Origin of the sequence: Xanthomonas sp. BRIP62418, from assembly GCF_003993495.1 — a bacterium.
Lineage (GTDB): Bacteria > Pseudomonadota > Gammaproteobacteria > Xanthomonadales > Xanthomonadaceae > Xanthomonas > Xanthomonas euroxanthea.
Window position 1 is genome coordinate 63,232 of the sequence record NZ_QEZG01000026.1, and the last position, 26,409, is coordinate 89,640.

Consider the following 26,409-nt stretch of genomic DNA (forward strand, 5'->3'; position numbering starts at 1 on the left):
CCCGACTCCCCATTCCCGGCATTACAATCTCGCGATGAGTTTCCCAATCAGCGCCATCACTCTCGACCTCGACGACACGTTGTGGCCCTTTGCGCCGATCGGGGCGCGGATCGACCAGGTGTTGTACGACTGGATGCGCGAGCACAGTCCGGTCACCGCCGAGCGGTTTCCGGTGGAGGCGATGCGCGAACTGCGCGAGCGCAGCTTTGCCGACAACCCGCACCTGCATCACGATCTCAGCGCGCTGCGGCGGCTGACGCTGGAAATGGCACTGCGCGAAAGCGGCGGCGATCTGGCCTTGCTGGAGCCTGCGTATGAGGTCTTCTACGCCGCGCGCAACCAGGTGGAGTGCTACCCGGATGCGCTGGACGCGCTGGCACGCATCGCCGCGCACGTGCCGGTGGCGGCGCTCAGCAACGGCAATGCCGATCTGCAGCGCATCGGGCTGATGCATCACTTCGCGTTTCAGCTGGGCTCGCGCGAGCACGGCAGCGCAAAACCCGACCCGAGCATCTTCCTGGCTGCCTGCGCGCGCCTGGAGGTGCCGCCGGCACAGGTGCTGCATGTGGGCGACCATGTGCGCATGGACGTGCTTGGCGCGCTGGATGCCGGACTGCGCGCCTGCTGGATCAATCGCGACCGAGCACAGTGGTCGCACCCGACCCAGCAGCCGGATCTGGAGTTCGACTCCATGACCGGGCTGGCCGATTGGCTGGACGCGCAGCAGCCGCATCCAGGCACCGCACACGCTGGCATCCGCCTTCCCGCCTGAGCCACTTTTGCTCGGCGCATGGCGCCGCCTCCGAGGATTTCCATGTCGCAGCTCACCGGTTTCATCGATCCCAACGCCGCAGCCCTGCCGCTGCATGTGCTCGACCGCGAAGGCTTTGCAGGTTGGTGCGCCGAGCAGCCCACCCGCGTGCTGGCGTGGGCGCAGGCGCAGCGTTTCGATGCGGCGCCGGGCAGCGTGCTGTTGCTGCCGGGCGAACAGGGGCTAGCCGGCGCGGTGCTGGGCATCGGCGACCGCGCCGATGCCTACGCCTATGCGCACGCGCCGATGGCGCTGCCGCCGGCCAGCCGCTGGACGCTGGCCAGCGCGCTGAGCGAGAGCGAGCAGGCGCTGCTGCACCTGGGCTGGGGCCTGGGCGCGTACCGCTTCTCGCGCTACCGCAAGGTGCCGCGCGCACCGGCCGAACTGGCCGCTACACCGGCGCCGCACACGCGCGCCTTGATCCAGGCCTGCATCCGCGTGCGCGACTGGGTCAATACCCCGACCGAAGACATGGGCCCGCAGCATCTGGAAGAGGCCGCGCGTGCAGTGGCGCAACCGCACGGTGCGCAGGTCGAGGCCATCGTCGGTGAGGAATTGCTGGCGCAGAACTTCCCCACCATCCACGCGGTCGGGCGTGCCTCGCACCGGGCCCCGCGGCTGATCACGCTGCAATGGGGCGACGCGGCGCATCCGCATCTGGTGCTGGTCGGCAAGGGGGTGTGCTTCGACACCGGCGGGCTGGACCTGAAACCGGCCGATGGCATGCGCAACATGAAAAAGGATATGGGCGGGGCGGCGCATGCATTGGCGCTGGCCGGCCTGGTGATGGCGCAGCAGTTGCCGGTGCGGCTGACCCTGTTGATCGCCGCGGTGGAAAACGCCGTCGGCCCGGATGCGTTCCGCCCGGGCGAAGTCATCACCACCCGCGCCGGTGTCACGGTGGAAGTGGACAACACCGATGCCGAAGGCCGCCTGGTGCTGTGCGATGCGCTGAGCTACGCCACCGAGCAGCGCCCCGATCTGATCCTGGATTTCGCAACGCTCACCGGCGCCGCACGCATCGCCCTAGGGCCGGACCTGCCCGCGCTGTTCGCCAACGACGATGCGCTGGCGCAGGCCTGGTTGAACGCCGGCGAGCAGACCCGTGACCCGGTCTGGCGCATGCCGCTATGGCGCCCGTACCTGCGTTACCTCAACAGCCATGTCGCCGACATGGCCAACGCCGGCTCGCGCATGGCTGGCGCGGTCACCGCCGCGCTGTACCTGGAGCGCTTTGTCGCACCGGGCCAGCCGTGGGCGCATCTGGACGTCTACGCCTGGAACGACAGCGACCGCCCCGGCCGCCCGGCTGGCGGCGAGGCACTGGCGTTGCGCTCGGCTTACGCGATGCTCGAGCAACGTTACGGCGGCTGAGGCCGGCTGACAGCACGGCTTCAACAAACTCGCCTTCGTCGACGCGTGAAGTGATGTCGACAATGGCAGCGACGTCGATCGGATTAAAGTGCGTGATCAGCCTGCGCCGCATTCACGGCTCGCAGCCATGCACACCGACCATCCCGACTGGTCCTTGCCCGCCCACCGTCGCGGGACCTTACGCGGCATGGATTGCCGCGTAAGAGCTTACATGGACATACTTGCAGCGTGCCCCGCGAGGGTGGGCGGCAAGGGGCCTGCAGCAAACCCGCAGATCATCCGCTCCACAACCGACGCATCCACTCCGTTCGATTACCTCCAAAGGCGAGCGAGCGCTCGAGCTTCAGCGTCGTTTGACTATCCCCAAGCCGAGCGGGTCGAGGGCGTAGTGCCTTGAGCACGCTGCGCCATTGCCCGTCATCTGGATCATTCATCACCGCTTTGGTCGCGGCATCACACACCAGACGCACTGGAGCGTGGACTATGCGCCCACGGGTCGTACCGGTGCCGCAGGTTGGGCGGGGTGGCGACCACGGTGCCACACGCCTCACCGCATCGACTCTTTGCCGCATTGCCACCGGAGCCAGCCATGAACTTGCCACCTCCCGCTCCACCCCCGCAGCGCGCACGTGTTGTGGCGCCATTGCTCGGTATCGCCGCGATTGCCGGCGGTATCGCGGTGGCGTTCGCCTGGACCGCCGGCTGGATCGGTGGCGACCGGCTCACTGCCGCGCGCATGACCGACACCATCGAAGCCAGCGGGCCGCCGCATCCGGGCTTTCGCCGCGCGCACACCAAGGGCGTGTGTGTGAGCGGGGAGTTCAAGGCCAGCGGCAAGGCCACCTGGCTGTCGTCGGCACGCATCTTCAGCCAGGCCAGCACGCCGGTGCTCGGGCGCATGTCGATCGGCGGCGGCGACCCGCATGGCGCCGACGGCGCGGCGCGCGTACGCAGCATGGCATTGCTGCTGCGCAGCGACGACGGGCAGGAATGGCGCACCGCGATGAACAGTTTTCCGTTCTTCGTGGTGGCCACGCCGGCCGGTTTTCAGGCCTTGAATGTGGCCTCCAGGCCGGACCCGGCCACCGGCAAGCCCGATCCGGCCAAGCTGGCCGCGTTCGGCAAGCAGTATCCGGAAGCGGCCAAGTTCCAGCAGTGGGCCAAGACCGCGCCGTGGTCCAACAGCTGGGCCAACACCCAATACAACGGGGTGAATGCGTTCCGCGCGATTGCGGCCGATGGACGCGAGCGCTACATCCGCTGGTCGATGCGTCCGCATACGCCGTTCAAGGAGCTCAGCGCCGAGCAGCGCGCGCAGGCCGATGGCGATTTTCTCGCCACCGACCTGGACACCCGCCTGGCGCAGGGTCCGCTGCGCTGGGACATGGTGCTGACCGTGGCCGAGCCTGGAGATGCGGTGGACGATCCCTCGCAGCCATGGCCGGAAAGCCGCAAGCAGATCGTGGCCGGCACGGTGTCGATCGATCATGCCGAACCGCAGGCCACCGGCCCGTGCCGCGATCTGAATTACGACCCGCTGATCCTGCCCAAGGGCATCGCCGGATCCAACGACCCGATCCTGGCGGCGCGCTCGTCGGTGTATTCGCAATCGTTCAACCGGCGCGAGCATGAGATCGCCAATGGCACAGGCAACGCTGCCACCGGCCAGGGAGCGCACCGATGAGCAGCCATCCCCACTTCAATCTGCCCGCGCGCATCCTGCATTGGTTGATGGCCGCGATGATCCTGACCATGCTGTTCGTCGGCGTGGGCATGGTGGCGTCGGTGACGCAGCGGCCGTGGTTGATCGACCTGCATCGCCCCCTGGGCATTGCGATCCTGGTTCTTGCGGTGCTGCGCCTGATCAACCGCCTGCGTCACCGCCCGCCGCCGCTGCCGGCCGACCTGCCGGCCTGGCAGAAGGCCGCCGCGATCGCTTCGCACTGGCTGCTGTATGCGTTGATGCTGGGGATGCCGTTGATCGGCTGGGCGATGCTGTCGGCCGGTGCGTATCCGATCGTGCTGTGGCCGGGTGCGAACCTGCCGCCGATCGCACCGCACGATCCGGCGCTGTACGCCTGGCTGCGCAGCGCGCATGGGTGGTTGGCGTATCTGTTGTTCGCCACCGTGCTGGGGCATCTGAGCGCAGCGCTGTTCCATGCCTGGGTACGCCGGGATGGCGTGTTTTCCAGCATGGCGCGCGGGGAGCGGTCTGCGCGTTGACGGATTGGATGGGGGGTGTTGGAAGACGTGTTGCGCTGAGTGATTTCACTGCGCGGACGTACCCTTACCCCAACCCCTCTCCCAGTGGGAGAGGGGCTTGGTCTTCCCTTCTCCCGCTGGGAGAAGGTGCCCCGCAGGGGCGGATGCGGGTGCGGGCGAAGCATCGGCTTCGCTGCCATGTGGAGTGGCGTTACCCCCGTACCCTCACCCCACCCCTCTCCCGACGGGAGAGGGGCCAGGATCTAACGCTGGCGCTTCGTCTTGGCCGCTGGCGCGGGTGCCTGAATGCCCTTGCCGGTCGCGGCCCAGTAGATCCCGCCATACAGATGCTCCAGATAACGCGGGTCGTTGTAGGCCTCGGCCAGATGGCCGAGCGCGGTGGCGAACACGCGGCCGCCTTCGAACTGGTGGTACCAGGCCACCGGGTGCTGGGTGCCCATGCCCTTGGCGACCTGGCCCGGCCAGATCAGCGTGGGGTCGTAGCTGCTCTCGTCCACCGTCAGCAGTGTGACCAGGTCATCGCTGTACGGCGGATCGTATTCGTACCACTCGTCGGTCCACACCCAGCGCCTGGGCAGGCCGGCGGTGGCCGGGAAGTTGGGGTCCACCACGTCGACCATCGCGGTCTGCATGTACGGATGGGTGCGGAACGCGCGGCCGATCAGATGGTCGTACCACTCCCAGTCGCCACGCTTGATCGCAAACGCCTTGTGCACCGCCACCACGCCGCCGCCGTTGCGCACGTATTTCTGGAAGTTCGCGCGTTGCGCCGGATCCAGATCGGTGGCCGGCGTGTTGAGCAGCACGATTGCCGCGTATTGCGATAGATCGCCATCGAAGGCCTTGGCATTCCACGCCCAGACCAGCTCGACATAATGCTTGCGCGCCATCGCTTCGAATTGCGGCTTGGCCACCGGGATATAGTCGTGGTGATACTGGTTGGGAATTGCCGCCACCAGGATCTTGAACTGCTCGGCGGACGCATTGAATGCGCAGACAAGCAGCAGACCCAACAGCCACAGAGGTTTCATGCCGTTCGCTCGGAAATCGTTCTGGCCCGGCAGTGTACCTGCGCCTGCACGGCATGCTTTGCGCATGATCTGGAATAGCTGTCCGCTGCGCCGGTGATCGAGTGATGCGTGCCAGCGCATGGCCAATGCCATCCAGCGCTGCGCCCGCTGACAGCGCAACGCGTCTGCCTCACCGGTTCACAGCCAGCCTTTCTGCCGGGCCAGCCGATACGCCTCGATGCGATTGGCCACGCCCAGCTTGCCGATGCATTCGGACAGATAGTTGCGCACCGTACCGTGCGACAACTGCAGCTGCTGCGCGATCTCGCTGGCCGAGCGCCCTTCGCCGGCCAGCCGCAACACGGTGCGCTCGCGTTCGCTCAGGGGGTCGGCTTCCACCCAGGCGTCCAGGGCCAGGTGTGGGTCGATCACCCGGCCGCCGCGCTGCACCTGACGCAGTGCGCTGACCAGTTGTTCGGCCGGCGCGTCCTTGAGCAGATAGGCAGCCACACCGGCATCCAGCGCGCGGCGCAGAAATCCCGGGCGGGCGAAGGTGGTGACGATCATCACCCGCACCGGCAGCGCCTGGCGCTGGATACGCTGGGCCAGTTCCAGGCCGGTCAAGCCGGGCATTTCGATATCGGTGATCAGCACGTCCGGCTGCAGGCGTTGCAGGTCGCGCCAGGCACTTTCGCCGTCGCCTGCGCTGCCGACCACCTCGATATCGTCTTCCAGCCCAAGCAAGGCGACCAATGCGCCACGCAACAGCGCCTGGTCTTCGGCCAACAACACCCGGATCATCGCGCGCGCTCGTATGCAGACAACGGTGGCGCACGATAGCAGCGGTGGCGCCTGCCGTGCATGGGTGGATGCAGTGGACGTGCGTGCGATCAGCGCGACGGTGTCACCAGCGGGACCGGCACCGGCGGCTGCGCCGGCACCGGTGTGGGCTGCGGCAACGGCACGCTGGCGCGCAGGCGCATGCCGCGCGGCAGCGCTTCCACCTCCAGCGCGCCGCCCAGGCCGCGCAGGCGTGCGCGCATGCCGTCCAGGCCATTGCCGGGCACGATCACCCCGCCGCGCCCGTCGTCGCTGATGTCCAGCACAGCCTGGTCGCCGTGCGCGCGCAAGCTCACGCGCACGTGTCTGGCCCGCGCATGCCGTTGCACGTTGGTGGCCGCCTCGCGCACCACCAGCGCCAGCGCGGTTTCGTGTTCCGGCGGCAATGCCAGCGTCTGCAGGTCGTGTTCCAGCACGATGCCGTCCATGTCCAGCAATACCCGCGCCGACGCCAGCTCGGCCACCAGCCCGGCCGCGCGAATGCCGGTGACCGCGCGCCGCACCTGCGCCAGGGCATCGCGCGAAATCTGCGCCACCGCATCGATCTCGCTGCGTGCCCCCTGCGGATCACGCTCGATCAGACGCGCGGCCAGATCGGACTTGAGCGCCACCAGCGACAAGGTGTGGCCGAGCAGATCGTGCAGATCGCGGCCAATCCGTTCGCGCTCGGCGGTGGCCGCCAGCCGGCGCACTTCGTCCTGCGACAGGCGCAGCAATGCGTCCTTGCGTTCGTTGATGCTGTACACCGCACCGACCCCGGCCATGCCCAGCACCGACACCGGCAGCCACACCAGCGACTGCAGGCGCATTCCCAGCCAGTGCGCCCAACCCAGGTAGAGCACGTTCATCACCACCAGCATCGCGAAGTGCCGCCACATGGCATGCCGTGTGGACGGGCGCAGGCTCAGGCAGGCGAAGACGAAATAGCTGATCCCCGCCGGATACACCGGCAGCAATGCGGCACTGAGCGCACCCATCGCCCAGGCGTAGCGATACAGCGTGCCGCGCGGCGCCAGCAACATCCGCGCGTACAACAGCAGAAACACCGGATACGACAGCACGGTGCACAGCAGCCAGGTGCTGTCGTAGCCACGTGGCGAAAACACCGGCACCACGAACACCCAGCTCGACCACAGCAGATGCACGGCATCCATCCACGGCGACTGGCCCTGCGCCAGCCGTGCGGCAACCTGCGACGTGGCGGCGGGGCGAAGCCAGGCGGGCAGCGACAAGCGCATCGGGATGGGTCCGTGTGAGTGATCGGATTCTGCCACTGCCGGGCCCGGCCGGGCGCCCGATGCGGCAGCTCGCTGCGAACCGGCACGCTCATGCATCTGCGCCGCGCCCGCTCGTGGTGATCCTGCACAGCACCGACCCGGGCAATCGCGCAGGCCGACAACAGCAATGAACGCAGCGCATGGCCAATCCGGCAGTATGAGGATGCTGCAGCCTCGCGCATGCTGCAAAGCCCGGCCAGTTGCCGCTGTCATGGACGGCAGGTGACAGCTGTCACTGGTGGAGGTGCCGCGACGGTCGCATGCTGCGCAGCACCTTGCAGCCGCGTCGATCGCGCGACCGTTCGTCGCCCCACCTGCATTGGTGACTTCCGGCAGCTTGCGGCGCCGCCCGCGTCCGGTCACATTCCGCGCAGCATCCCGTCCCGGTTATCGATGAATACTTCTGCCGATCTGCTCAAGCAACTGCGCATCGACCGCCAGCGTCCTGCTGCCCCTGAACCTGCACGGCGCGGTGGCTGGATCATCGCCGCGGTGGTCATCGTGATCCTGTTGGCGACCGCGGCGTGGTGGTTCACCAGACGCCCAGTGATGAAGGTGCAGACCGCACCGGTGGTGGCGATCAGCGCCGGCAGCAGCAGCGCCTCGGTGCTGGACGCATCCGGCTACGTGGTGGCGCGGCGCATGGCCACGGTGTCGGCGCAGGTCACCGGCAAGGTGCGCGAGGTGATGATCGAGGAAGGCATGCGTGTCGAACAGGGCCAGGTGATGGCGACGCTGGACCCGCTGGATGCCGATGCACAGCGCACGCTGTCGGCATCGCAACTGTCGGCCGCACGCAGCCAGGTCGACAACATGCAGGCGCAGCTGGCGGTGGCCAATGCCGATGCGACGCGGCTGCAATCGCTGGTCGGCGCGCAACTGGTGTCGCGCTCGCAATACGAGCAGGCCACTGCACAACGCGATGCCTTGCGCGCACAGCTGCAGAGTGCGCAACGCAACGTGCGCGTGGCATCGGACCAGCTGGCGATCTCGGCGATCCGCTCGGACTTCAACGTGGTGCGTGCGCCGTTTGCCGGCGTGGTCACCGCCAAGGCCGCCCAGCCCGGCGAAATCGTCTCGCCGCTGTCGGCCGGCGGCGGCTTCACCCGCACCGGCATCGGCACCATCGTGGATATGGAATCGCTGGAGATCGAAGTGGAAGTGGGCGAGTCCTACATCGGCCGCGTGCAGCCGAAGATGCCGGTGGAAGCGGTGCTCAACGCCTACCCGGAATGGAAGATTCCCGGCGAGGTGATCGCCATCATTCCCACCGCCGATCGCGGCAAGGCCACGGTGAAGGTGCGCGTGGCGTTCAAGCTCAAGGACCCGCGCATCGTGCCGGAGATGGGCGTGCGGGTGAGCTTTCTGGAGCGGGCCAACACGCAGGAGGCCAGCAAGCCGCAGGGCGTGCGCGTGCCGGGTGCGGCGCTGGTCGAACGCGACACGCGCACGGTCGCGTTCGTGCTTGGCGAGCGCAACACCGTCACCGCAAGGACGGTCACTCCCGGCATGGTGATGGGCCAGGACCGCCAGGTGGTATCGGGCTTGAGTGCAGGCGACAGCGTGGTGCTGGATCCGCCGCAAGGGCTGAAAGATGGCGACACGGTGGCCGAGGCGGACGCGGAAGCGGACGCTGCCGAATAACCACAACGGATATTGCAGTCAACAACGCTGGGCAGCAACGCCGCTGCGGCGAGCGCGGCGCCCATAGTGGCAGCCGGCGGCGTATGCGCTCGTTGCGCCTGGATGGGGTTGTGATCGCACACAGCGATGTCGCCATGGCGCCGGGAGCGCGGTCGATCGCGATCCGCACTTGTCATCGGTCATTGCAGAACCACGCTTGGCTCGCCGCCGCCATGCGTCGTCGCGGTTTTCACCCAGCAGTTGCGTCCGTCGTCAGCAAGCCTCGCACCGTCTTGCCGCGTCACCGTCACCGTCATCGCATCGCCGTGTTGCCGTCTCATTCCAGCGCGGTCGCCACGCTGCATCGCGCTTGCCTCTTTCCCTTGCACCGTCAGGAGTCGCCATGACCGCTCTCGTCAGCTTGCGCAACATCACCAAGACCTACCAACGCGGCCCCGAGCAGGTGCAGGTGCTGCACGGCATCGACCTGGACATCGCCAGCGGCGACTTCGTCGCGTTGATGGGTCCGTCCGGCTCGGGCAAGACCACCTTGCTCAACCTGATCGGCGGGCTGGACAACCCCAGCGGTGGCGAGATCGAGATCCAGGGCGAGCGCATCGACCGCATGAGCGGCGGCCAGCTCGCGACCTGGCGCAGCCACCATGTCGGCTTCGTGTTCCAGTTCTACAACCTGATGCCGATGCTCACCGCGCAAAAGAATGTGGAGCTGCCGTTGCTGCTCACCGCGCTCAACGCCGCGCAACGCAAGCGCAATGCGGAAATCGCCCTGACCCTGGTCGGCCTGCAGGAACGCCGCAACCACAAGCCCAGCGAACTGTCCGGCGGCCAGCAGCAACGCGTGGCGATTGCACGCGCAATCGTGTCCGATCCCACGTTCCTGATCTGCGACGAACCCACCGGCGACCTGGATCGCCATAACGCCGAGGAGATCCTGCGCCTGCTGCAGGAACTCAATCGCGAACACGGCAAGACCATCGTGATGGTGACCCACGACCCCAAGGCCGCCGAGTACGCCACCCATACCATCCATCTGGACAAGGGCGAGCTGGCCGACGCGCCGCTTGCGCTCTAACGGAGTGATGCCATGAAGTATCTCTCGCTGGTGTGGGCGCAGTTGTTCCGCAGCAAGACGCGCACCTTGTTGACCTTGCTGTCGGTGGTGGCGGCATTCCTGCTGTTCGGCATGCTCGACTCGGTGCGCGTGGCCTTCACCGCCGGCGGCAGTGTCAGCGGCGTGAACCGCCTGGTGGTGGCCTCGCGCCTGTCGATCACCCAGTCGCTGCCGATCAGCCTGGAGCCGCAGATCCGCAGCGTGCCGGGCGTGCGCGATGTGACCTCGGCGATGTGGTTCGGCGGGATCTACCGCGACCCGAAGAACTTCTTCCCGAACTTTTCGGTGGCGCCGAATTTCTTCGACGTCTACAGCGAGTACGAGTTGCCCAGGGAGCAGCTGAAGGCATTCCAGACCACGCGTACCGGCGCCATCGTCGGCGAGACCCTGGCCAAGGCCAATGGCTGGAAGATCGGCGACACCATTCCGCTGCAGGCCACCATCTTTCCGCGTGGCGGCAGCAACGACTGGCCGCTGCAACTGGTCGGCATCTTCCGCATGAAAGACCGCGCGGTGGCGGCCAACCAGGAGCGCCAGTTGATGATGAACTGGAAGTACTTCGACGAGTCCAACGACTACATCAAGAGCAAGGTCAGCTGGTACACGGTGACGCTGGCCAACGCCGACCAGGCCTCGCGCGTGGCGCAGGCCATCGATGCGTTGTCGGCCAACTCCGATCACGAAACCAAGTCACAGACCGAGTCGGCGTTCCAGCAGGCCTTCATCAAGCAGTTCGCCGATATCGGCCTGATCGTCACCTCGATCATGGCCGCGGTGTTCTTCACCTTGCTGCTGCTGACCGGCAACACCATGGCGCAGGCGGTGCGCGAGCGCATTCCGGAACTGGCCACGCTCAAGACGCTGGGCTTTCAGGACCGCACGGTGTTGAGTCTGGTGATGGTCGAATCGGTGCTGTTGATCGGGCTGGGCGGGCTGATTGGCATGGGCCTGGCAGCGTTGGTGATCCCGCTGGTGGCCGCGCGCAGCGGCGGGGTGATGCCGGTGCAGAGCGTGCCGCTGCAGACCTGGTTGGTCGGGCTGGGCCTGATGGCCGGCATCGGCATCGTGGTGGGTGCGCTGCCGGCGCGACGCGCGCAGCGCTTGAAGATCGTCGATGCCCTCGCCGGCCGCTGACAGGAGCATGCAGATGCAAACCAAATGGAAGAACCGTCTCATCAATCTGCTGTCGGTCGTGGCGCTGGCCGTTGGGCTGGGTGTGTGGATCGCATTGCCCTGGATCGGCGTGCTGGTCATCGCAGCGTTGCTGGCGGTGTGGCTGCTGGCCACACGCAGCGGCCGGCTGTCACTGGCCGCCGCACGTATCGGCATCGCCACGCTGCCGCAACGCTGGGGTGCCAGCTCGGTGATCGTGGTCGGCATCGCCGGGGTGGTCGGGGTGCTGGTGGCGATGCTGGCGATGGGCCAGGGCTTCCAGGCCACGCTCAACAGCACCGGCGACGACACCACCGCCATTGTGTTGCGCGGCGGCTCCCAGGCCGAGACCAACTCGGTGATCACGCGCGAGCTGGTGCCGCTGATCAGCAGCCTGCCCGGCATCGCCGCCGATGCCAGGGACCGCCCGCTGCTGTCGCCGGAGCTCTCGCAAGTGGTCAACATCGCCTCCAAGTCCGATGGCACCGACGTCAACGCGCAGGTACGTGGCGTGGGCGAACAGGCCTGGGCGGTGCACGCCAAGGTCAGGCTGGTGCAGGGCCGGCGCTTCACCACCGGCCTGCGCGAGATCGTGGTCGGCAAGGGCGCGTTGAATCAGTTCCGTGGCTTGGAGCTGGGCAGGACGCTCACCCTCGGCAGCCAGCAATGGACCGTGGTCGGCGTGTTCGCCTCCGGCGATGCGCACGATTCGGAGCTGTGGACCGACGCGCAGACGCTGGCCACCACCTACAACCGCAGCGCCTATCAGTCGATCAGCGTACGCACCACCGGCAAGGCCGGTTTCAGCCAGTTCAAGACCGCCATGGCGGCCGACCCGCGGCTCAAACTGGATGTCGAAACCACCCGCGCCTACTACGGCAAACAGGGCGGCGGCTTGAACAGGTTGATCAGCGTGCTGGGCACGGTGATCGGCGCGATCATGGCGGTGGGCGCGGTGTTCGGCGCGCTCAACACCATGTATGCGGCAGTGGCCACGCGGGCGCGCGAGATCGCCACGATGCGCGCGATCGGCTTTCGCGGCACGCCGGTGATCATGGCGCTGATGCTGGAGACCATGCTGCTGGCGCTGCTGGGCGGCCTGCTCGGTGGCTTGATCGCCTGGGCCATCTTCAATGGCTACAGCGTGTCCACGCTGGGCAGCAACTTCAGCCAGATCGTGTTCCAGTTCAAGGTCTCACCGGAGCTGTTGTGGAGCGGGCTGAAATGGGCGCTGGGCATTGGCCTGGTCGGCGGGCTGTTCCCGGCCTTGCGCGCGGCGCGCTTGCCGATCACGACGGCCTTGCGTGAGGTGTAGCGCGGGCCTTGGCCCGCCGGGAATCGGGAATCGGGAATCGGGAGTGGGGATTCGTGACAGCCAAAGCGGAGCAAGTGCGCTGCTGCGGCTGAACCTAGTGCAGGCTGTCATCGTTTTGTCACTGCAGTGCGGTAGATGCGCGGGCGGGCGGACCTTAGGCTGCTCGGCCGTTGCATCCATCGATCGTGCCCATGACGCGCCTGATTCTGCTGGCCTGCGCCTGCCTGTGGCTGGCCGGCTGTTCTTCGTCCTCCACCTCGCTCAGCGAACGCCTGGTTGCGCCCGGCGGCACTTCGCCATTGCTGGATGCCGAGCGCATTGCCGCCACCATCGCCACGGTGCCCAACCGCAGCGGGCATGTGGTCACGCGCGACCAGGTGCCGATCTTCTGGCGCGCGATCGACCCCGGCCAGTACGCCATGCACTACCGCTATCTCGGCCAGCGCCACGATCCGGCGCATGCGCTGGATGTGGATTTCAGTTTCAAGGTGCCCACCGCCCCCCCGCCGACGCCCCGCGGCACCGTGGTGCTGTTGCACGGCTGGATGATGGATGGCGATTCGCTGCTGCCGTGGTCGCTGGAACTGGCCCAGGCCGGCTACCGGGTGATCACCATCGACCTGCGCAACCACGGCCATTCCGGCGGTGGCCCGTCCGGCTACGGCACGCGCGAATCCGACGACGTCATCGATGTGCTCGATGCGCTGCAGCCGCGCGGCGAGATCCGCGGCCCGCTGTACCTGTTCGGCATTTCCTACGGCGCCGCCACCGCGCTGTTCACCGCCGACAAGCTCGGGCCGCGCGTGACAGGCGTGGTGGCGATGGAATCCTTCGCCAACGCCGGGCGCGGCATTCGCGACATGGTGCCGCACCTGCTCGCCAGCCAACCGAACGGCTGGCGTGGGCAGGCGGTGGCCGCGTATGCGCGCTGGCGCTATGCCGACCAGGATCTCGACGCGGTGATCGCCGCCGCCGACCGCCAGCTGCAGCTGGATCTGGACCACGTCGATGTCGCGCACGCCCTGGCCGACACCCGCAGCTGCGTGCTGCTGGTGCATGGCGATGCCGATCAGCACATCCCGGTGGCGCATGGACGTGCGCTGGCGCTGGCCAGCCCGCGCGCGCACTACGTCGAGCTGCCCGGCGAAACCCATCTGAGCCTGCCGCTGCGACTGGATCTGCTGGGCGGGCCGATCGACCAGTGGCTGGCGCAGACGCAGCAGGATCCGAATCACTGCCCTGCCCCGCAGGCACTGCCGACCTCCACGCTCGCGGTGGCGGCACCGGCATCGGCGCCGCGCGGCTGAGGGCGGCCGACAAGAACCTTGCGCGGTCGGCAGGCCGGAGCGGACCGCACGCTCTCAGCCTGCGTATACGAAGGACATGCCGATTGCGGGCAGCGACCGCGCCCGCATGGCACCGAGCGCAGTGCTCTGCTGGGCGCCCTGCATCCAGACGGGAAGTGGCCGGCGGCAGGCTGCACGGAGCGCGCAACCGCATTGCTGCCCGCCACGTGACGCCGTCGCTGCGCGCTCACCCCGAGCGCGCACCACCGATGCTCACGGCACCGCCACAGCCGGCCGCCGCGACCGCCACACGCTATCGCCGACGAACAGTAGCAGCCCGACCCAGATCGCGGCAAACCCGATCGCGCGCCCCTGATCGAACGGCTCGTGGAAGAACCACACGCCCAGCAGCAACTGCAGGCTCGGCGCGATGTACTGCAGGATGCCCACCAACGACAGCGGAATCCGCCGCACGCCATACGCAAACCCGATCAGCGGCACTGCGGTCAGCACGCCGCCGAAGATCAGCAACAGATCGGTGCGCAGGTCCCAGCCGCTCAGGAAGGCACCGCCGTGGCCCTGCTCGCCCCAGCCCGCCAGCAGCAGTGCCGGCACGAACAGATACACGCTTTCCACGCCCAGCCCGGCCACCGGATCCACCGCCACCAGCTTGCGCAGCAGGCCGTAGGCACCGAACGAGAGCGCCAGCCCCAGCGCGATCCACGGCGGTGCGCCGGCATCCAGGGTCAGCCACAGCACGCCCACCGCCGCGCACACCACCGCCACCCATTGAATGCGCTGCAGGCGTTCCTTCAGCACCAGCACGCCCAGCAACACGCTCAGCAGCGGATTGATGAAATAGCCCAGGCTGGCCTCGATCACATGCCCGGCGTTGATCGCCCAGATGTACAGGCCCCAATTGAACGCGATCGCCACGCTGCTGCCGGCCAGCATCCACAGCGCGCGCGGCTGCGTGGCGACAGCGCGCCACCAGCGCAGGCCCGAGGTGGCCAGCAACCACACCACCACCAGCAACGCACTCCAGACGATGCGGTGCGCGATGATCTGCAGCGACGGCACCGCCTTGAGCAGATGCCAGTACAGCGGCACCAGGCCCCAGATCACGAAGGTCGATGCGGTGATCAGCAGTCCGCGGCGTGCCTCGATCGGCGAAACCACCGTCATCGCCGCGCCTTTGCCAGCGTCACCACCAGCACGCCGGACAGGATCACCGCCATCGCGCCGATGTCGTGCGCGCTGAAACGCTCATGCCCCAGCCAGGCGCCCAACGCCACCGCAATCACCGGGTTGACGTAGGCATAGCTGCCGGCCAACGCCGGGCGCACGTGATGCAGCAGCCACACGTAGGCGGTGAACGCCACGATCGAGCCGAACACGCACAGGTAGGCCACCGCCAGCAGCCCCTGCGAGGTCGGCAGGCGCTGTGGGCGTTCGCCAATCAGCAGACCGGTGCCGACCAGCAACACGCCGCCGCACAGCATCTGCCCGGCGGCGGTCATGAATGGCGACGGCAGGTCGCGTCCGCGCGACCACACCGAGCCGAATGCCCAGCCGATCGGCGCAATCAGCAGCAACACCAGCCCGCCCGGCGAGGCGGTCAGGCTGCTGCCGGCATTGAGCCAGACCACGCCCAGAAAGCCGACCACGATGCCCAGCCATTCGCCACGGCTGGCGTGCTGCCCGCGCACGGCGCCGAACAAGGCCATCCATAGCGGCACCGACGCCACCGCGGTGGCAGCCAGGCCGGACGAGACGCTGCGCTCGGCCAGCACCACCATGCCGTTGCCCAGCAACAGCAGGGCCGCGCCCATCATCGCCACGTTCTTCCACTGCGCACGTGTCGGCGCGGCCACACCACGCCAGCGCAACACTGCATACAACACCGTGCCGGCCACGATGAAACGCGTCCCGGACACCATGGTCAGCGGCAGCGCGCCGCCTTCCAGCGCAAAGCGGATCGCCAGATAGGTCGAGCCCCAGACCACATAGACCAGCAACAAAGCGACAACGACCAAGCCGCTGCGCGCAGGCACAGCAGCATCGTGTGAAGAGGACATCGGAGATTGCCAAGTGCAGCAGAAGCTTCAATTCTAGATCACCTGCCTACGCCAACGGCTACGCCCTCAGGCGCCCGCCGCGTTATGGTGCGCAGTGATCCCCGGCTCGGAGTGCCCATGCAGCGTCACGTCACCTGGTTGACCTTTGCCGCCCTGACCGTGCTATCGGCCAGTGCGTCGGCGCGTGTCCCCGAACCCTGGGAACCGAGCGGGCGCAAACTGCTCGAGGCCGGGCTGGACGGTTCGTTGGCGCCGGAAATCGCGCCCGAACAAACCGAACTCAAGGTCATGCTCTCGGCAAACCGCGCCGGCGCCTACCTGCTCGGCGTCGCCAGCAGCAGCTACCGCACGCACTGGTGCATGCCGGCCGGCAAAAGCGGCCCGCCGGATCTGCAGGCGATCATCGCCGATATCGGCGCGCTGCCGGATGCGCGCCTGGACGAGGCCGCACCCGCATTGATCGTACAGGCGCTGGCCAAGCGCTATCCGTGCCGCAAGTAGCGGGCGGTCGCCAGAAGCCAGCTCGACGCACCGCCATGCAATGGCCGGATGTGGTGCACATGCGCCGCGCGAATCGCTCGCCGCGCCGGCTTGGACGCACCAGGCGTTTGAACACCGCTGGCCTTTACTTGCGCGCGGCATCGCTGCTGGCGCGGATCGCCTTGAACTCCGAACCGTCCTGCCAGCTCGGCCACTGCCGGCCGTTGGCCAGCGCCATGCCCACGTCGTAGACCAGGGTGGTGTCGGCCGCGTGGCCGCTGGCGTCCCATTGCGGGGTCCAGCGGTCGCAGGGCTGGTGATAGCAATCGGCAAAGTACTTGTCGCGCAGCGCCTTGCCGGCCGCCACGCCGCCTTCGAGCATGTCCAGACCGGGCCCTGCGGTGATCGCCGGCACGCCCATGCGCGCAAAGGCGAAATGGTCGGCGCGGTAGAAGAAGCCCGCTTCCAGATTCGGGTCGGGCGAATAGCTGCGGCCGCGCGCCTTGGCCGCGGTTTCCAGATCGCCTTCCAGCGACACCCGTCCGCGTCCCCACGAGGCGATATCGCGGGTGGGGCCATCGGGGCTGAACATTTCCATGTTGAGCACCGCCACGGTCTTGTCCAACGGCGCCAGCGGATGGGCGGCGTAGTAATTGGCGCCGAGCAGGCCCTTCTCTTCCGCCGTCAATGCGATGAAATACAGCGTGCGCTGCGGCTTGGGGCCGGCGGCGAACACGCGTGCCAGCTCCAGCACGCTGGCCACGCCGGTGGCGTTGTCCACCGCGCCACGCCGCACCGTGTCGCCGCCGGCATCGGCCTTGCCCACGCCGAACGCATCCCAGTGCGCGGAGAAGATCACCGTCTCGTCCGGATGCTGGCTGCCGGTGAGCTTGGCCACCACGTTGTGCGTGACCACGCGCTCGCGCTTGAGCTTGAAGTCCACCGACAGCGTCGCATCGCCCAATGCCATCGGGGCGAAGTCGCGCTGCTGCGCACGCTGCTTGGCCTGCGCAAAATCCAGCCCGGCGCGCTGGAACAGCGACGCCGCCAATGCCTGCTGCATCCAGCCACGCACCGGTACGTGCTGCGCCTTTGCATCGGCGTCGCTGCGTTCGATATCGAACAACGGCGACAAGCCCGAACTCTGCACCGTCGCCCAGCCGTACGCGGCCGGTGCGGTCTCGTGCACGATCAGCACGCCGGCGGCACCGCGACGCGCGGCCTCTTCGTACTTGTAGGTCCAGCGGCCGTAGTAGGTCACCGCCTTGCCATCGAAGGCGCCAGGCTGGCTGGATTCAAAGTCGGCATCGTTGATCAGCACCACCGCGATCTTGCCGCGCAGGTCCACGCCCTTGTAGTCGTCCCACTGCCGCTCCGGCGCGCTGATGCCGTAGCCCACGAACACCAGCGGTGCATTCTTCAAGCGCACCGCGGCCTGCGGACGCAGGCTCTGCAAGGTCACGTCGCTGCCATTGACCAGCGCCTGGGTCTTGCCGCCGACACGCAGGCTGGCGCGCACCGGGCCGTCCACCTGCGCGCGTACCAAGGGCACCGCCTGGGTCCAGCCGCCCTGCTCGCCACCCGGCTGCAGGCCGCCGGCCTTGAACTGCTCGACCAGGTAATCGACCGTGCGCTGCTCGCCGGCACTGGCCGGCGCACGGCCCTCGAACTCATCCGATGCCAGCAGGCGCACATGCCGCGACAGCGCTTCGGCATCGATGCCGCCACCGGGCAGATCGTTGGCGGCCTGCGCCACGCCTCCCACGAACAGGCAGGCGGACAACAACAGGATGCGCATCGGATTCACGGCGTGGCCTTGCAACAGATAGATGACACACAGTTTACAAGCGCGCGCCCGCCGCGGGACAGCAGACACTGCCTTGCATACGCAACCTGCAACCTCTCGCCTGCCACCGCAGGCCAGGCAACACATTCTCAAGAAAGCAACCTGCAACGGTCTGGTGCGGTGTCCTCGCCGGTTGCGGGACCGTGTGGCGGCATGGATGCCGCTACCGAACCTCCACGGACGGGTTCACGGCGTGCCCCGCAAGTGGTGAGGGCGCCGCACGCTCGACTGACTCGGCCTTTGACTGCAGCCACGCGAGGCTACGACTCGCTACAGCGTTCGCCTGGTGAGGCGTTACCCGCTCCAGGCGCGCTAATTCGTACGCGTCGCGCGGTCCAGCCAGCAGGCCAGGCCCTGCGCGTTGAGTTCGATATCGGTACCCAGCAACTGCGCCACGCGCGCATCGTCCAGGCGGCAGCCGTGCAGGCGGGCGCGCTGCAGATACAGGTCGGTCAGCGCCTCCACCATGCAGCGATGGCGATCGGCGCGCTGCGCGCACGCCAGCGCGATGGCGGTCATCGCATGGATCTGCTCGACCAGCGCCTGCGCCAGTGGTGCCGGCGATTCGACCCGGCCGTAATGGGTGAGATACATCGCCTGCGGCGCGGCCTCCATCAGCCGCGCGATCGACTGCAGCATCGCCTCCGGCTCGAACTGCACCGGCGAGGAGGTCGGCAGGATGAAGGCGCCTTGCGCGCTGTCGAGCTGGCGATACGACAGGCCGAAGGTGTCGCCAGTGAACCAGCTGCGGCTGCGCGCATCCCACACGCACAGATGATGCCGCGCGTGGCCGGGCGTCTCGATGGTGCGCAGCGCGCGCTCGCCCAGCATCACGGTCTGTCCGTCGGCCGCTTCCACCACGCGCTCGGCCGGTACCGGCACGATCGCGCCGTAGCTGCGCGCCATTTCCGCCTCGCCGTACACCGCCGTGGCACCGGCAATCAGCCGGGTCGGATCGATCATGTGCGGCGCGCCGCGCGGATGCACCAGTACCCGCGCATTGGGCAGGTGCTGCAGCAAGGCACCCGCACCGCCGGCGTGATCCAGATGCACATGGGTCAGGATCAGCCAGTCCACCTGCGCAGGCGTCAGCCCGGCCGACTGCAACGCGGCCAGCATCTGCGGCACCGACAGCGAAGTGCCGCAATCGACGAAGGCACCCCGATGCGCCTCGACGATCAGGTACGCCGCATCGAACTGCACACCGCCAAAGCCGGTATCGATGGTCTGGATGCTGGAATCGGCAATCGCTGTCATTGCTCCTCCACGGCTATGCGGGAGGCCCCAGTCTAGCCATGGGTTCCACGCATGTCGTTACGCCTCGCGCAACACGCGCAGCGCCGCCAGGATCACGTCCGCCCCCACCTGCGCATGCACGCCCGGCAATTGCAGGTCGCTGCCCTGCTCGGCCTGTTTCAGCCGCGCAATCAGCTGGCCCGCATCGCGTGGCGAGGCGAAGCCATCGCTGTGCAGCAGCAACGCGCCGGCGCCATCGGTCAACTTGAAATAGAACTGCCCATCGCTCTCGCGGTACTGCTTGAACACCGGCGGTGCGCTCTTCTCGCCCACCGCCGGCGCGGCCACATCGCCCTGGCTGGACAGGTCGCGCAGGCCCACCGCAGCACGCAGCTCGGCCAGGAACGGCGTGGCGTAGCGTGCGCGCAGACGTGCGCCACCGGCGCGCAGAATCGCCTCGATCTTGCCCGGCTCGGCCATCAACGCGTCATAGCGCGTGCGCAGCGGTGCGATCTCCTGATCGATCCGCTCGAACAGCTGCTGCTTGGCATCGCCCCAGCTGATGCCATCGGCAAAGGCCTGCGCAAAGGCGGCCGTTTCCTGCGGCGTGGCAAAGGCCTGGTACAACTGGAACAACGCCGACCCCTGCGTGTCCTTGGCCTGGCCGGGTGCGCGCGAATCGGTGAGGATGGAGAACACCAGCTTGCGCAGTTCCTCGCGCGGGGCGAACAGCGGAATCGTGTTGCCGTAACTCTTGCTCATCTTGCGGCCATCCAGACCCGGCAAGGTCGAGACCTGCTCATCGATCACCGCCTCGGGCAGGGTGAAGAAGTCGCGGCCATACACGTGATTGAAGCGCTGGGCGAAATCGCGCGCCATCTCGATATGCTGGATCTGGTCGCGTCCCACCGGCACCTTGTGCGCGTTGAAGATCAGGATGTCTGCGGCCATCAGCACCGGATACATGAACAAGCCGGCGGTCACGCCCGCGTCCTCGTCCTCGCCGTCGGCGCGATTCTTGTCTACCGCCGCCTTGTAGGCATGCGCACGATTGAGGATGCCCTTGCCGGCCACGCAGGTCAGCAACCACAGCAACTCGGTGGTTTCCGGCACATCGGACTGGCGATAGAACCACACCGTTTCCGGGTCCAGGCCGCAGGCCAGCCAGCTGGCGGCGATCTCCAGCGTGGAGCGTTGCGTCCGCGCCGGGTCCTGCGCCTTGATCAGGCTGTGCAGGTCGGCCAGGAAGTAGAAGCTCTCCGCATCGGCCGCCGCACTGGCCTGGATGGCCGGGCGGATCGCACCGACGTAATTGCCCAGATGCGGGGTGCCGGAGGTGGTGATGCCGGTAAGGACGCGAGTGGTCATCTGCGTAAGGCCAGGGAGTCAGCACGCAAGTTTAGCGGTTCCGCGCCCCTGGCATGGACGCAACCGCGTTGGATGCCTGCTGCCGCCTGCGCCGGCGGCAGACGCGCAACGGGCCGCATCAGGCGGCCCGTCGTGTGCAATGTACCGTCACCACTGTCTCACCGCAGTGGCTGGACGCAGTGAAGCGACACCGTCAGGTGTCGTCGCGCAGCGACTTCTCGAAAGCGCGCACCTCGGTCTGGGCACGATCGCGGTCCCAGCCATAGCGCTCCTGGAGCTTGCCCTGCAGATACTCGGCATTGCCTTCGGCCACCTTGAAATCGTCGTCAGTGAGGTCGCCCCACTTGGCCTGCGCCTTGCCCTTGAGCTGGGTCCACTTGCCGGAAATGATGTCAGTATTCATTGCGTCGACTCCGCTGATGCGGCCGCGATTGACCGTATGCGCAGCTTGCCCCCGGCCCCGTTCGCCGCAGATCAAAAGCCGTCAAACCCGTACTCACCGCACTGAACGGTGGCCTGCGCTTGCGGCGCACCTTGTTCGCATCGGCTGTGCCCTCACGCCTCATCGCAGCCCTGCGTGCGCAGAACGTCGGACAAAAAAACGGGCCTTGCGGCCCGTTCTTTCTGCATGCAGCGCTCGATTACTTGCGCGCAGCGTCTTCCACCTTCTCGCCAGCGCCCTGCACGTCCTTGCCGGCACCTGCGACGGTGTTGCAACCCGACAGCATACCGACCGACAACACCGACAGCACCAGCAGCACAATTGCACGCTTCATAACAGACTCCTTCGTGGGTAAAGCGGCGGCTTGCCGCAGATCAATCAAATCAAACAACGATCAAACAAAACTCAAGGATCAGCACTTACCGTCACTGCAATTGTCGGCCTTCTTTTCGACCTTCTCGCCCGCGCCCTGCATGTCCTTGCCGGCGCCAGCCATGGTGTTGCAGCCAGTCATCACACCGGCCGAAAACAGGCCCAGTACCATCAGTGTCAGCAGTCGCTTCATCGGTCTTCCTCAGTTCTGCGTTCGGTGCAGACGCACCATCTCTGGCGCCAAATCTGACTGCGCGGCCGTGGATTTGATGTGAACGTGGCGTGCCGCGTTCAGCGATCGATCAATCTCGCATCAGTGTCGACTTGCCGAACAGGCTCTCGACCAGATCCACCGCCAGCTCCGCCGTGGCATTGCGGTTGTCCAGCACCGGGTTGAGTTCAACGATGTCCAGCGACCCCATGCGCCCGGTATCGGCGATCATCTCCATCACCAGCTGCGCCTCGCGGTAATTGGGTCCCCCCGGCACGGTGGTGCCCACGCCTGGCGCGATGCTCGGGTCCAGGAAATCCACATCGAAGCTCACATGCAGATGGGTGTCCTCGCTCATGCCCTGCAAGGCGGTCTCCATGGTGCGCTTCATGCCGGCCTCGTCGATGTAGCGCATGTCATAGACATCGATGCGGTGCTGCTTGATCAGGCGTTTCTCCTCCGGGTCCACCGAACGGATGCCGATCTGCCGCACCTGCTCGGGCAGCAGCGCCGGCGCACTGCCGCCCAGGTGGGTCAATGCCTGCGGACCCAGCCCGCACAGGCAGGCCACCGGCATGCCGTGCACATTGCCCGACGGCGTCACCTCGCTGGTATTGAAGTCCGAGTGCGCATCCAGCCACAGCACCCGCAACGGGCGTTGCTGCTCGCGGCAGTACCTGGCCACGGCGGTGATCGAACCGATGCCCAGGCAGTGGTCGCCACCAAGCATGATCGGCATGCGCCCGGCGCGCAGCTGCGCATAGCTGGCCTCCATCAGCACCTGGTTCCAGGCCACCACTTCGTCCAGGTGCCGGTAGCCGGCCTGCGGGGCCTGCCAGGGATTGCGCGGCCCATCCAGATTGCCCAGATCGCGCACCTCCACGCCGCGGCCGATCAAGGCCTCCTGCAACCCGGCGATGCGCAGCGCCTCCGGCCCCATCCGCGCACCACGGTGGCCGGCACCGATGTCGGTGGGAACGCCAATCAGGGAAACCGGCACATACTGCGTCGCCATGCATTGCTCCAGCATCGAGAAAGCGCTGCAGTCTAGTCGCCGGCCCGCGCGCTGACGCGCGGCAGCGCAGCACGACGCACGACGCACGCCGTGCGTCCCATCACGCAATCGCATCTGCCACTGCAGCAATCGAAAGTGCGGCCGATAGTGCGTAGCGGGCAGTCGTCGAACCGGCTCGGGCAGCAGGCGCAACACCGCCGCGTCGGCGTGATGCAGCCCGGCGAACCAGCGCCATCGGCCGCGTCCGCTTGGGGCGGCAACGGCGTCCCGACGGCCGCTTCAGGTGACGTGGTTGGGCAGTTTGTGGCGTATTCGCGCTTTGCCGAATGTGCTTGCCTGACCGCACAGTTAAGACATTGAGGGTGCTATGACGATGACAAAACGTGCCGATGCTACTGTTCGCCCGCCAGCGCGGGACCCGGTGTCATCGACAGGATCCTTCATCGCGCAGCGCGTTTCGTACAGGGGAGGATTTCATGCCGCATAACGCCGTCAACCAGGTCGTCAAGGCTGCCGTGGGCGAGATCGCGCGGGCGACGCATCACTACGATCTGCAGCGCATCGGCCGCGAGTTCGCGCAGACCATCGAGCGCGAGCGGGGCATCCGCCTGTTGATGCTGTCCACCGCCGACGGGCGTGCCATCGCCGAACACTCCAGCCTGGATGTGGACGGTCGCCGTCTGGCGGCCATGGCCAATTCGTTCCTGACCCTGGGCGAGACGCTGGCGCGCGAATCCAGCCTGAGCGAAGCCGACTACGCCACCATCAGTACGCGTGGCGGGCAGCTGGTGCTGATCCGCATTCGCGCCGACAAACCATTGACGCTCACTGCGGTGGGCGGCAACGACATCAATGCCGCGGCGCTGTTGTTCAACGCGCGCGACTGCGCCGGCCGTCTGGCTGCGGCGCTGGCGCAGCCGGCGAACTGAGCGTTTGGCATTGTTCGTGCTTGTGCCAGTGCACCCATCTCTCATCGCTCGTAAGGACGACCCGTGTCAAAACTCAATCTGGAACACCTGCATTCGATCGCCGGCTTCGTCGGCGCCGCCCTGGTCGATAGCGACAGCGGCATGGCGCTGGGCATGACCGGCGGCACCGATCTCAACCTGGAACTTGCCGCGGCCGGCAATACCGAAGTGGTGCGTGCCAAGCGCCGTATCGCCGAGCAGCTCGGCCTGAACGACACCATCGAAGACATCCTGATCACCCTGGCGCGTCAGTACCACCTGCTGCGTCCGCTGGAGAGCAACGGCACCTTGTTCCTGTACGTCGTGTTGGATCGCGCCAAGGCCAATCTGGCCATGGCCCGCCACGAGCTCAAGGCGTTCGAGAAGACCCTGGACTTCGGTTGATGCCACACCGGCGGCGCGCACGCGTCGCCTGCCCGGCCTGCCGGCTTGTCCCGGCAGGCACCGCACTTTCAAAGCGCCGACGCGGCGCCCTGTCATGACCACACCCATTCACGCCATGCGGGTCGCCACGGCCGGCCTGGACCTGCTGCACACCACGCGCCTGAAACTGGCGTGCTCGTTGTTGCTGGCCGAACGCATCGACGTGCAGCTGGGGCAATGGCCGCAACATACCGCCGAGGTGGTGGTGCTGGGGCTGGAAAGCGCCGACGGCCTGGCCGCCTGGCAGGCCTTGCAGGGGCAACCCGTGCGTGTGCTGGTGGTGTCGCGGACACCGGTGGGCGGCGCATGGCTCAAGCACGGCGCCACCGTGCGCGAACTCAACGAACAGATGCGCCTGCTGCTGTCGTCCTCCGATCACGCGCAGGTCGCCGAGCCGGCATTGCTGGTCCGCCATTGCCGCGGCGAGTTCGGTACCGCTGCGGTGCTGTTGCGCCATGCACACCTGCAGGTGCGCGTGGATCCGGCCAACGGCTGCGTGCAGCTTCCCGCCGGCATTGCGTTGCCGGAGCTGGTCGCCGCACTGGATCGCCCCGGCTGGCAGGTCGTACCGGACACCGCCGATAGCGCATTGACCCAACGCCTTTCGTTCGAGGCGCTGTATTTCGCCCTGCCCGAGCACCTGCGCCCCGCGCTGCCGGCGGTCGAACCCAGCCACGCGTTGCAGCTGCGCCAATGGCCGGAGCTGAGCGCCGAGACCAGTTCGCCGGCGCGGCTGCTGGCCATTGCCCACCTGCATGCGCGTCCGTGGCGCCCGCAGGCGCTGGCCAAGGCTTGCAAGCTACCGCTGCAAACGGTGGAATGCCTGTTCGCCGCGGCACTCGCCAGCGGCCTTGCCCAGACCGCGGAGATTCCCGTGCCTGCAACGCAGCCCCGCCCGGACAGCAGCAACTCCCGGTTTCTCTCCTGGGTCGCACGTCGCTTTGGCCTCTCTCTCTTTCAGGCGCAGTCATGAGTCTTCCGGCCAACAAACTGGTGTTCGTTGGCGGCATGGGCGCCGGCAAGACCACCGCCGTGCGCGCCATTTCCGACGTGGAGCCGGTCAGCACCGAGATGCCGCTCAGCCAGGATGCCTACGGCGACAAGACCTACACCACGGTCGCGCTGGACTACAGCTCGATCGAACTGGAAGACGGCGAGTTGCTGCACGTCTACGGCGTGCCGGGGCAGAAGTACCTGGATTTCATGTGGCCGCTGGTGTGTGACGGCGCCTTGGGCGTGATCGTGCTGGTCAGCGCGCGCGATCCGCAGATGCGCGATGCCACCGTGGCCTTGCTGCGCGAGTTTTCGCAGATCGCACCTGCGGCAAGCCTGGCGGTGGGCATCACCATGACCGACGAAATGCAGGACTTTTTGCTGCCGCCGTTCCGCGACGCATTGGTGGCCGAAGGCTTCCGCATCCCGGTCATGCGCGTGGATGCGCGCTCGGCCACCCAGATCACGTTCCTGGTGAAGTCGCTGCTGTCCTATCGTTACACCTCGGCAACCAGCTGACCGGCCATGCGCCTGGCGCATGCCGAGGCGGGCGGCGCAAAGACAAGACGAGGCGCGAGACAAAACAAGGAATCCGGTCACGACGGTGCCTGAGGGGCGTCACGCGGGGGATGCCGCCTCTAGGGTGGCGGCGACGCGTCCATCTTCCTTGATGCCAGGCACGCGACGCGAACGTCATATCTTCGAGCGCGCTGCCTGACTTGTTCAGTATGAGGCACGGTCGGAAACCAGGGCATCGGGACATTCCCGACATCGCGCAGGACATACCGGCGATACGGCATGGGCAATAGCGCTGGCGGCCGGTCGCCAGCCACGCACGCAACCGGCGGTTGCAAGGCACGCCCGGCGACGCGTTGGACACACCAGTCGTCCCGCCGTTTCACGCACGCAGCGATGTGCGGCATCAACGCCCATC

General features: G+C 67.2%; 26 protein-coding genes. 14 read left to right on the forward strand and 12 right to left on the reverse strand.

Annotation, left to right across the window (positions count from 1 at the left end):
* Window positions 1–34 precede the first annotated feature (34 nt).
* From EO174_RS03875 to EO174_RS03890, 4 genes are all read left to right on the forward strand, one after another.
* Window positions 35–772 (forward strand): HAD family hydrolase, encoded by a 738-nt coding sequence (locus EO174_RS03875; RefSeq protein WP_104584849.1) that lies wholly within the window; start codon window positions 35–37, stop codon window positions 770–772.
* Window positions 773–814: 42 nt separating this feature from the next.
* Entirely contained in the window at window positions 815–2,185 is a 1,371-nt protein-coding gene (locus tag EO174_RS03880; RefSeq protein ID WP_126942384.1) for a leucyl aminopeptidase family protein, read from the forward strand.
* A 589-nt stretch (window positions 2,186–2,774) separates the two neighbouring features.
* Complete coding sequence (locus tag EO174_RS03885) at window positions 2,775–3,869, forward strand: catalase family peroxidase (protein ID WP_104649956.1); 1,095 nt, start codon at window positions 2,775–2,777, stop codon at window positions 3,867–3,869.
* Entirely contained in the window at window positions 3,866–4,408 is a 543-nt protein-coding gene (locus EO174_RS03890) for a cytochrome b (protein WP_104649955.1), read from the forward strand. The genes EO174_RS03885 and EO174_RS03890 overlap by 4 nt, the downstream gene beginning before the upstream one ends.
* Window positions 4,409–4,650: 242 nt before the next feature.
* Here EO174_RS03890 and EO174_RS03895 read toward each other — a convergent pair whose 3' ends face one another.
* From EO174_RS03895 to EO174_RS03905, 3 genes are all read right to left on the reverse strand, one after another.
* Window positions 4,651–5,439, reverse strand: a complete 789-nt coding sequence (locus tag EO174_RS03895) for a ThuA domain-containing protein (RefSeq protein WP_126942387.1) — start codon at window positions 5,437–5,439, stop codon at window positions 4,651–4,653.
* 177 nt (window positions 5,440–5,616) lie between these two features.
* Window positions 5,617–6,219 carry a response regulator transcription factor gene (locus EO174_RS03900; protein WP_104649953.1) on the reverse strand — a complete coding sequence of 201 codons (603 nt, stop codon included), beginning with the start codon at window positions 6,217–6,219 and terminating at the stop codon, window positions 5,617–5,619.
* Between the two features lie 89 nt (window positions 6,220–6,308).
* Window positions 6,309–7,496 carry a sensor histidine kinase gene (locus EO174_RS03905; RefSeq protein WP_126942390.1) on the reverse strand — a complete coding sequence of 396 codons (1,188 nt, stop codon included), beginning with the start codon at window positions 7,494–7,496 and terminating at the stop codon, window positions 6,309–6,311.
* Window positions 7,497–7,928: 432 nt separating this feature from the next.
* Between EO174_RS03905 and EO174_RS03910 the strand changes: the two genes are divergently transcribed.
* The 5 genes from EO174_RS03910 (at window position 7,929) to EO174_RS03930 (ending at window position 14,064) form a co-directional block, all read left to right on the forward strand.
* Window positions 7,929–9,179: an efflux RND transporter periplasmic adaptor subunit gene (locus tag EO174_RS03910; protein ID WP_164740075.1), complete on the forward strand. Its 1,251-nt coding sequence runs from the start codon at window positions 7,929–7,931 to the stop codon at window positions 9,177–9,179.
* A gap of 382 nt (window positions 9,180–9,561) precedes the next feature.
* Window positions 9,562–10,251 (forward strand): ABC transporter ATP-binding protein, encoded by a 690-nt coding sequence (locus tag EO174_RS03915; RefSeq protein WP_126942393.1) that lies wholly within the window; start codon window positions 9,562–9,564, stop codon window positions 10,249–10,251.
* Between the two features lie 12 nt (window positions 10,252–10,263).
* Window positions 10,264–11,424 carry an ABC transporter permease gene (locus EO174_RS03920; protein WP_126942396.1) on the forward strand — a complete coding sequence of 387 codons (1,161 nt, stop codon included), beginning with the start codon at window positions 10,264–10,266 and terminating at the stop codon, window positions 11,422–11,424.
* A gap of 7 nt (window positions 11,425–11,431) precedes the next feature.
* Complete coding sequence (locus EO174_RS03925; protein WP_164740076.1) at window positions 11,432–12,757, forward strand: ABC transporter permease; 1,326 nt, start codon at window positions 11,432–11,434, stop codon at window positions 12,755–12,757.
* A gap of 191 nt (window positions 12,758–12,948) precedes the next feature.
* Window positions 12,949–14,064, forward strand: coding sequence for an alpha/beta fold hydrolase (locus tag EO174_RS03930; protein ID WP_104584260.1), 1,116 nt, complete (start codon window positions 12,949–12,951; stop codon window positions 14,062–14,064).
* A gap of 252 nt (window positions 14,065–14,316) precedes the next feature.
* Here the strand turns inward: EO174_RS03930 and rarD are convergent, their stop codons facing one another.
* Window positions 14,317–15,228 (reverse strand): EamA family transporter RarD, encoded by a 912-nt coding sequence (rarD, locus tag EO174_RS03935; protein ID WP_104584258.1) that lies wholly within the window; start codon window positions 15,226–15,228, stop codon window positions 14,317–14,319.
* A complete protein-coding gene (gene yedA, locus EO174_RS03940) occupies window positions 15,225–16,121 on the reverse strand; it encodes a drug/metabolite exporter YedA (RefSeq protein WP_126942399.1) in 897 nt (298 codons plus the stop codon). Before yedA ends, rarD begins: the two co-directional genes overlap by 4 nt.
* A gap of 117 nt (window positions 16,122–16,238) precedes the next feature.
* On the opposite strand from yedA, the gene EO174_RS03945 reads away from it, so the two are divergent.
* Window positions 16,239–16,622 (forward strand): Rap1a/Tai family immunity protein, encoded by a 384-nt coding sequence (locus tag EO174_RS03945; RefSeq protein WP_232087887.1) that lies wholly within the window; start codon window positions 16,239–16,241, stop codon window positions 16,620–16,622.
* A gap of 124 nt (window positions 16,623–16,746) precedes the next feature.
* Here the strand turns inward: EO174_RS03945 and EO174_RS03950 are convergent, their stop codons facing one another.
* The 7 genes from EO174_RS03950 to rocF all read right to left on the reverse strand — a co-directional run bounded on the left by EO174_RS03950 (window position 16,747) and on the right by rocF (window position 23,091).
* On the reverse strand, window positions 16,747–18,441 hold the full coding sequence (locus tag EO174_RS03950; RefSeq protein ID WP_164740082.1) for a M28 family metallopeptidase: 1,695 nt from the start codon (window positions 18,439–18,441) through the stop codon (window positions 16,747–16,749).
* 318 nt (window positions 18,442–18,759) lie between these two features.
* Window positions 18,760–19,704, reverse strand: a complete 945-nt coding sequence (locus EO174_RS03955; RefSeq protein WP_126942405.1) for an MBL fold metallo-hydrolase — start codon at window positions 19,702–19,704, stop codon at window positions 18,760–18,762.
* Window positions 19,705–19,761: 57 nt separating this feature from the next.
* A complete protein-coding gene (locus EO174_RS03960) occupies window positions 19,762–21,051 on the reverse strand; it encodes a tryptophan--tRNA ligase (protein WP_126942408.1) in 1,290 nt (429 codons plus the stop codon).
* Between the two features lie 193 nt (window positions 21,052–21,244).
* Window positions 21,245–21,454: a CsbD family protein gene (locus EO174_RS03965; RefSeq protein WP_016904514.1), complete on the reverse strand. Its 210-nt coding sequence runs from the start codon at window positions 21,452–21,454 to the stop codon at window positions 21,245–21,247.
* A 238-nt stretch (window positions 21,455–21,692) separates the two neighbouring features.
* Complete coding sequence (locus EO174_RS03970) at window positions 21,693–21,827, reverse strand: entericidin A/B family lipoprotein (protein ID WP_016904515.1); 135 nt, start codon at window positions 21,825–21,827, stop codon at window positions 21,693–21,695.
* A 78-nt stretch (window positions 21,828–21,905) separates the two neighbouring features.
* Window positions 21,906–22,058 carry an entericidin A/B family lipoprotein gene (locus tag EO174_RS03975; RefSeq protein ID WP_006451340.1) on the reverse strand — a complete coding sequence of 51 codons (153 nt, stop codon included), beginning with the start codon at window positions 22,056–22,058 and terminating at the stop codon, window positions 21,906–21,908.
* Window positions 22,059–22,167: 109 nt separating this feature from the next.
* Window positions 22,168–23,091, reverse strand: a complete 924-nt coding sequence (gene rocF / locus EO174_RS03980; protein ID WP_104584297.1) for an arginase — start codon at window positions 23,089–23,091, stop codon at window positions 22,168–22,170.
* 476 nt (window positions 23,092–23,567) lie between these two features.
* Between rocF and EO174_RS03985 the strand changes: the two genes are divergently transcribed.
* From EO174_RS03985 to EO174_RS04000, 4 genes are all read left to right on the forward strand, one after another.
* Entirely contained in the window at window positions 23,568–24,020 is a 453-nt protein-coding gene (locus EO174_RS03985; protein ID WP_126942411.1) for a roadblock/LC7 domain-containing protein, read from the forward strand.
* A gap of 63 nt (window positions 24,021–24,083) precedes the next feature.
* The gene (locus EO174_RS03990) at window positions 24,084–24,443 is read left to right on the forward strand and encodes a hypothetical protein (protein WP_016904518.1); all 360 of its coding nucleotides are present in this window, start codon (window positions 24,084–24,086) and stop codon (window positions 24,441–24,443) included.
* 94 nt (window positions 24,444–24,537) lie between these two features.
* A complete protein-coding gene (locus tag EO174_RS03995; RefSeq protein WP_126942414.1) occupies window positions 24,538–25,455 on the forward strand; it encodes a hypothetical protein in 918 nt (305 codons plus the stop codon).
* A complete protein-coding gene (locus EO174_RS04000; protein ID WP_016904520.1) occupies window positions 25,452–25,994 on the forward strand; it encodes a GTPase in 543 nt (180 codons plus the stop codon). The genes EO174_RS03995 and EO174_RS04000 overlap by 4 nt, the downstream gene beginning before the upstream one ends.
* Window positions 25,995–26,409: the final 415 nt, after the last annotated feature.

Excerpts from the sequence above, each read along its gene's own strand:
- yedA (WP_126942399.1), bottom strand. The coding sequence starts at position 16,121 with ATGTCCTCTTCACACGATGCTGCTGTGCCTGCGCGCAGCGGCTTGGTC.
- EO174_RS03920 (WP_126942396.1), top strand. The coding sequence starts at position 10,264 with ATGAAGTATCTCTCGCTGGTGTGGGCGCAGTTGTTCCGCAGCAAGACG.
- rocF (WP_104584297.1), bottom strand. The coding sequence starts at position 23,091 with ATGGCGACGCAGTATGTGCCGGTTTCCCTGATTGGCGTTCCCACCGAC.
- EO174_RS03915 (WP_126942393.1), top strand. The coding sequence starts at position 9,562 with ATGACCGCTCTCGTCAGCTTGCGCAACATCACCAAGACCTACCAACGC.
- EO174_RS03925 (WP_164740076.1), top strand. The coding sequence starts at position 11,432 with ATGCAGATGCAAACCAAATGGAAGAACCGTCTCATCAATCTGCTGTCG.
- EO174_RS03975 (WP_006451340.1), bottom strand. The coding sequence starts at position 22,058 with ATGAAGCGACTGCTGACACTGATGGTACTGGGCCTGTTTTCGGCCGGT.
- EO174_RS03875 (WP_104584849.1), top strand. The coding sequence starts at position 35 with ATGAGTTTCCCAATCAGCGCCATCACTCTCGACCTCGACGACACGTTG.
- EO174_RS04000 (WP_016904520.1), top strand. The coding sequence starts at position 25,452 with ATGAGTCTTCCGGCCAACAAACTGGTGTTCGTTGGCGGCATGGGCGCC.
- EO174_RS03995 (WP_126942414.1), top strand. The coding sequence starts at position 24,538 with ATGACCACACCCATTCACGCCATGCGGGTCGCCACGGCCGGCCTGGAC.
- EO174_RS03955 (WP_126942405.1), bottom strand. The coding sequence starts at position 19,704 with ATGACAGCGATTGCCGATTCCAGCATCCAGACCATCGATACCGGCTTT.
- EO174_RS03900 (WP_104649953.1), bottom strand. The coding sequence starts at position 6,219 with ATGATCCGGGTGTTGTTGGCCGAAGACCAGGCGCTGTTGCGTGGCGCA.
- EO174_RS03970 (WP_016904515.1), bottom strand. The coding sequence starts at position 21,827 with ATGAAGCGTGCAATTGTGCTGCTGGTGCTGTCGGTGTTGTCGGTCGGT.
- rarD (WP_104584258.1), bottom strand. The coding sequence starts at position 15,228 with ATGACGGTGGTTTCGCCGATCGAGGCACGCCGCGGACTGCTGATCACC.
- EO174_RS03945 (WP_232087887.1), top strand. The coding sequence starts at position 16,239 with ATGCAGCGTCACGTCACCTGGTTGACCTTTGCCGCCCTGACCGTGCTA.
- EO174_RS03885 (WP_104649956.1), top strand. The coding sequence starts at position 2,775 with ATGAACTTGCCACCTCCCGCTCCACCCCCGCAGCGCGCACGTGTTGTG.
- EO174_RS03910 (WP_164740075.1), top strand. The coding sequence starts at position 7,929 with ATGAATACTTCTGCCGATCTGCTCAAGCAACTGCGCATCGACCGCCAG.
- EO174_RS03880 (WP_126942384.1), top strand. The coding sequence starts at position 815 with ATGTCGCAGCTCACCGGTTTCATCGATCCCAACGCCGCAGCCCTGCCG.
- EO174_RS03890 (WP_104649955.1), top strand. The coding sequence starts at position 3,866 with ATGAGCAGCCATCCCCACTTCAATCTGCCCGCGCGCATCCTGCATTGG.
- EO174_RS03895 (WP_126942387.1), bottom strand. The coding sequence starts at position 5,439 with ATGAAACCTCTGTGGCTGTTGGGTCTGCTGCTTGTCTGCGCATTCAAT.
- EO174_RS03905 (WP_126942390.1), bottom strand. The coding sequence starts at position 7,496 with ATGCGCTTGTCGCTGCCCGCCTGGCTTCGCCCCGCCGCCACGTCGCAG.
- EO174_RS03930 (WP_104584260.1), top strand. The coding sequence starts at position 12,949 with ATGACGCGCCTGATTCTGCTGGCCTGCGCCTGCCTGTGGCTGGCCGGC.
- EO174_RS03985 (WP_126942411.1), top strand. The coding sequence starts at position 23,568 with ATGCCGCATAACGCCGTCAACCAGGTCGTCAAGGCTGCCGTGGGCGAG.
- EO174_RS03965 (WP_016904514.1), bottom strand. The coding sequence starts at position 21,454 with ATGAATACTGACATCATTTCCGGCAAGTGGACCCAGCTCAAGGGCAAG.
- EO174_RS03960 (WP_126942408.1), bottom strand. The coding sequence starts at position 21,051 with ATGACCACTCGCGTCCTTACCGGCATCACCACCTCCGGCACCCCGCAT.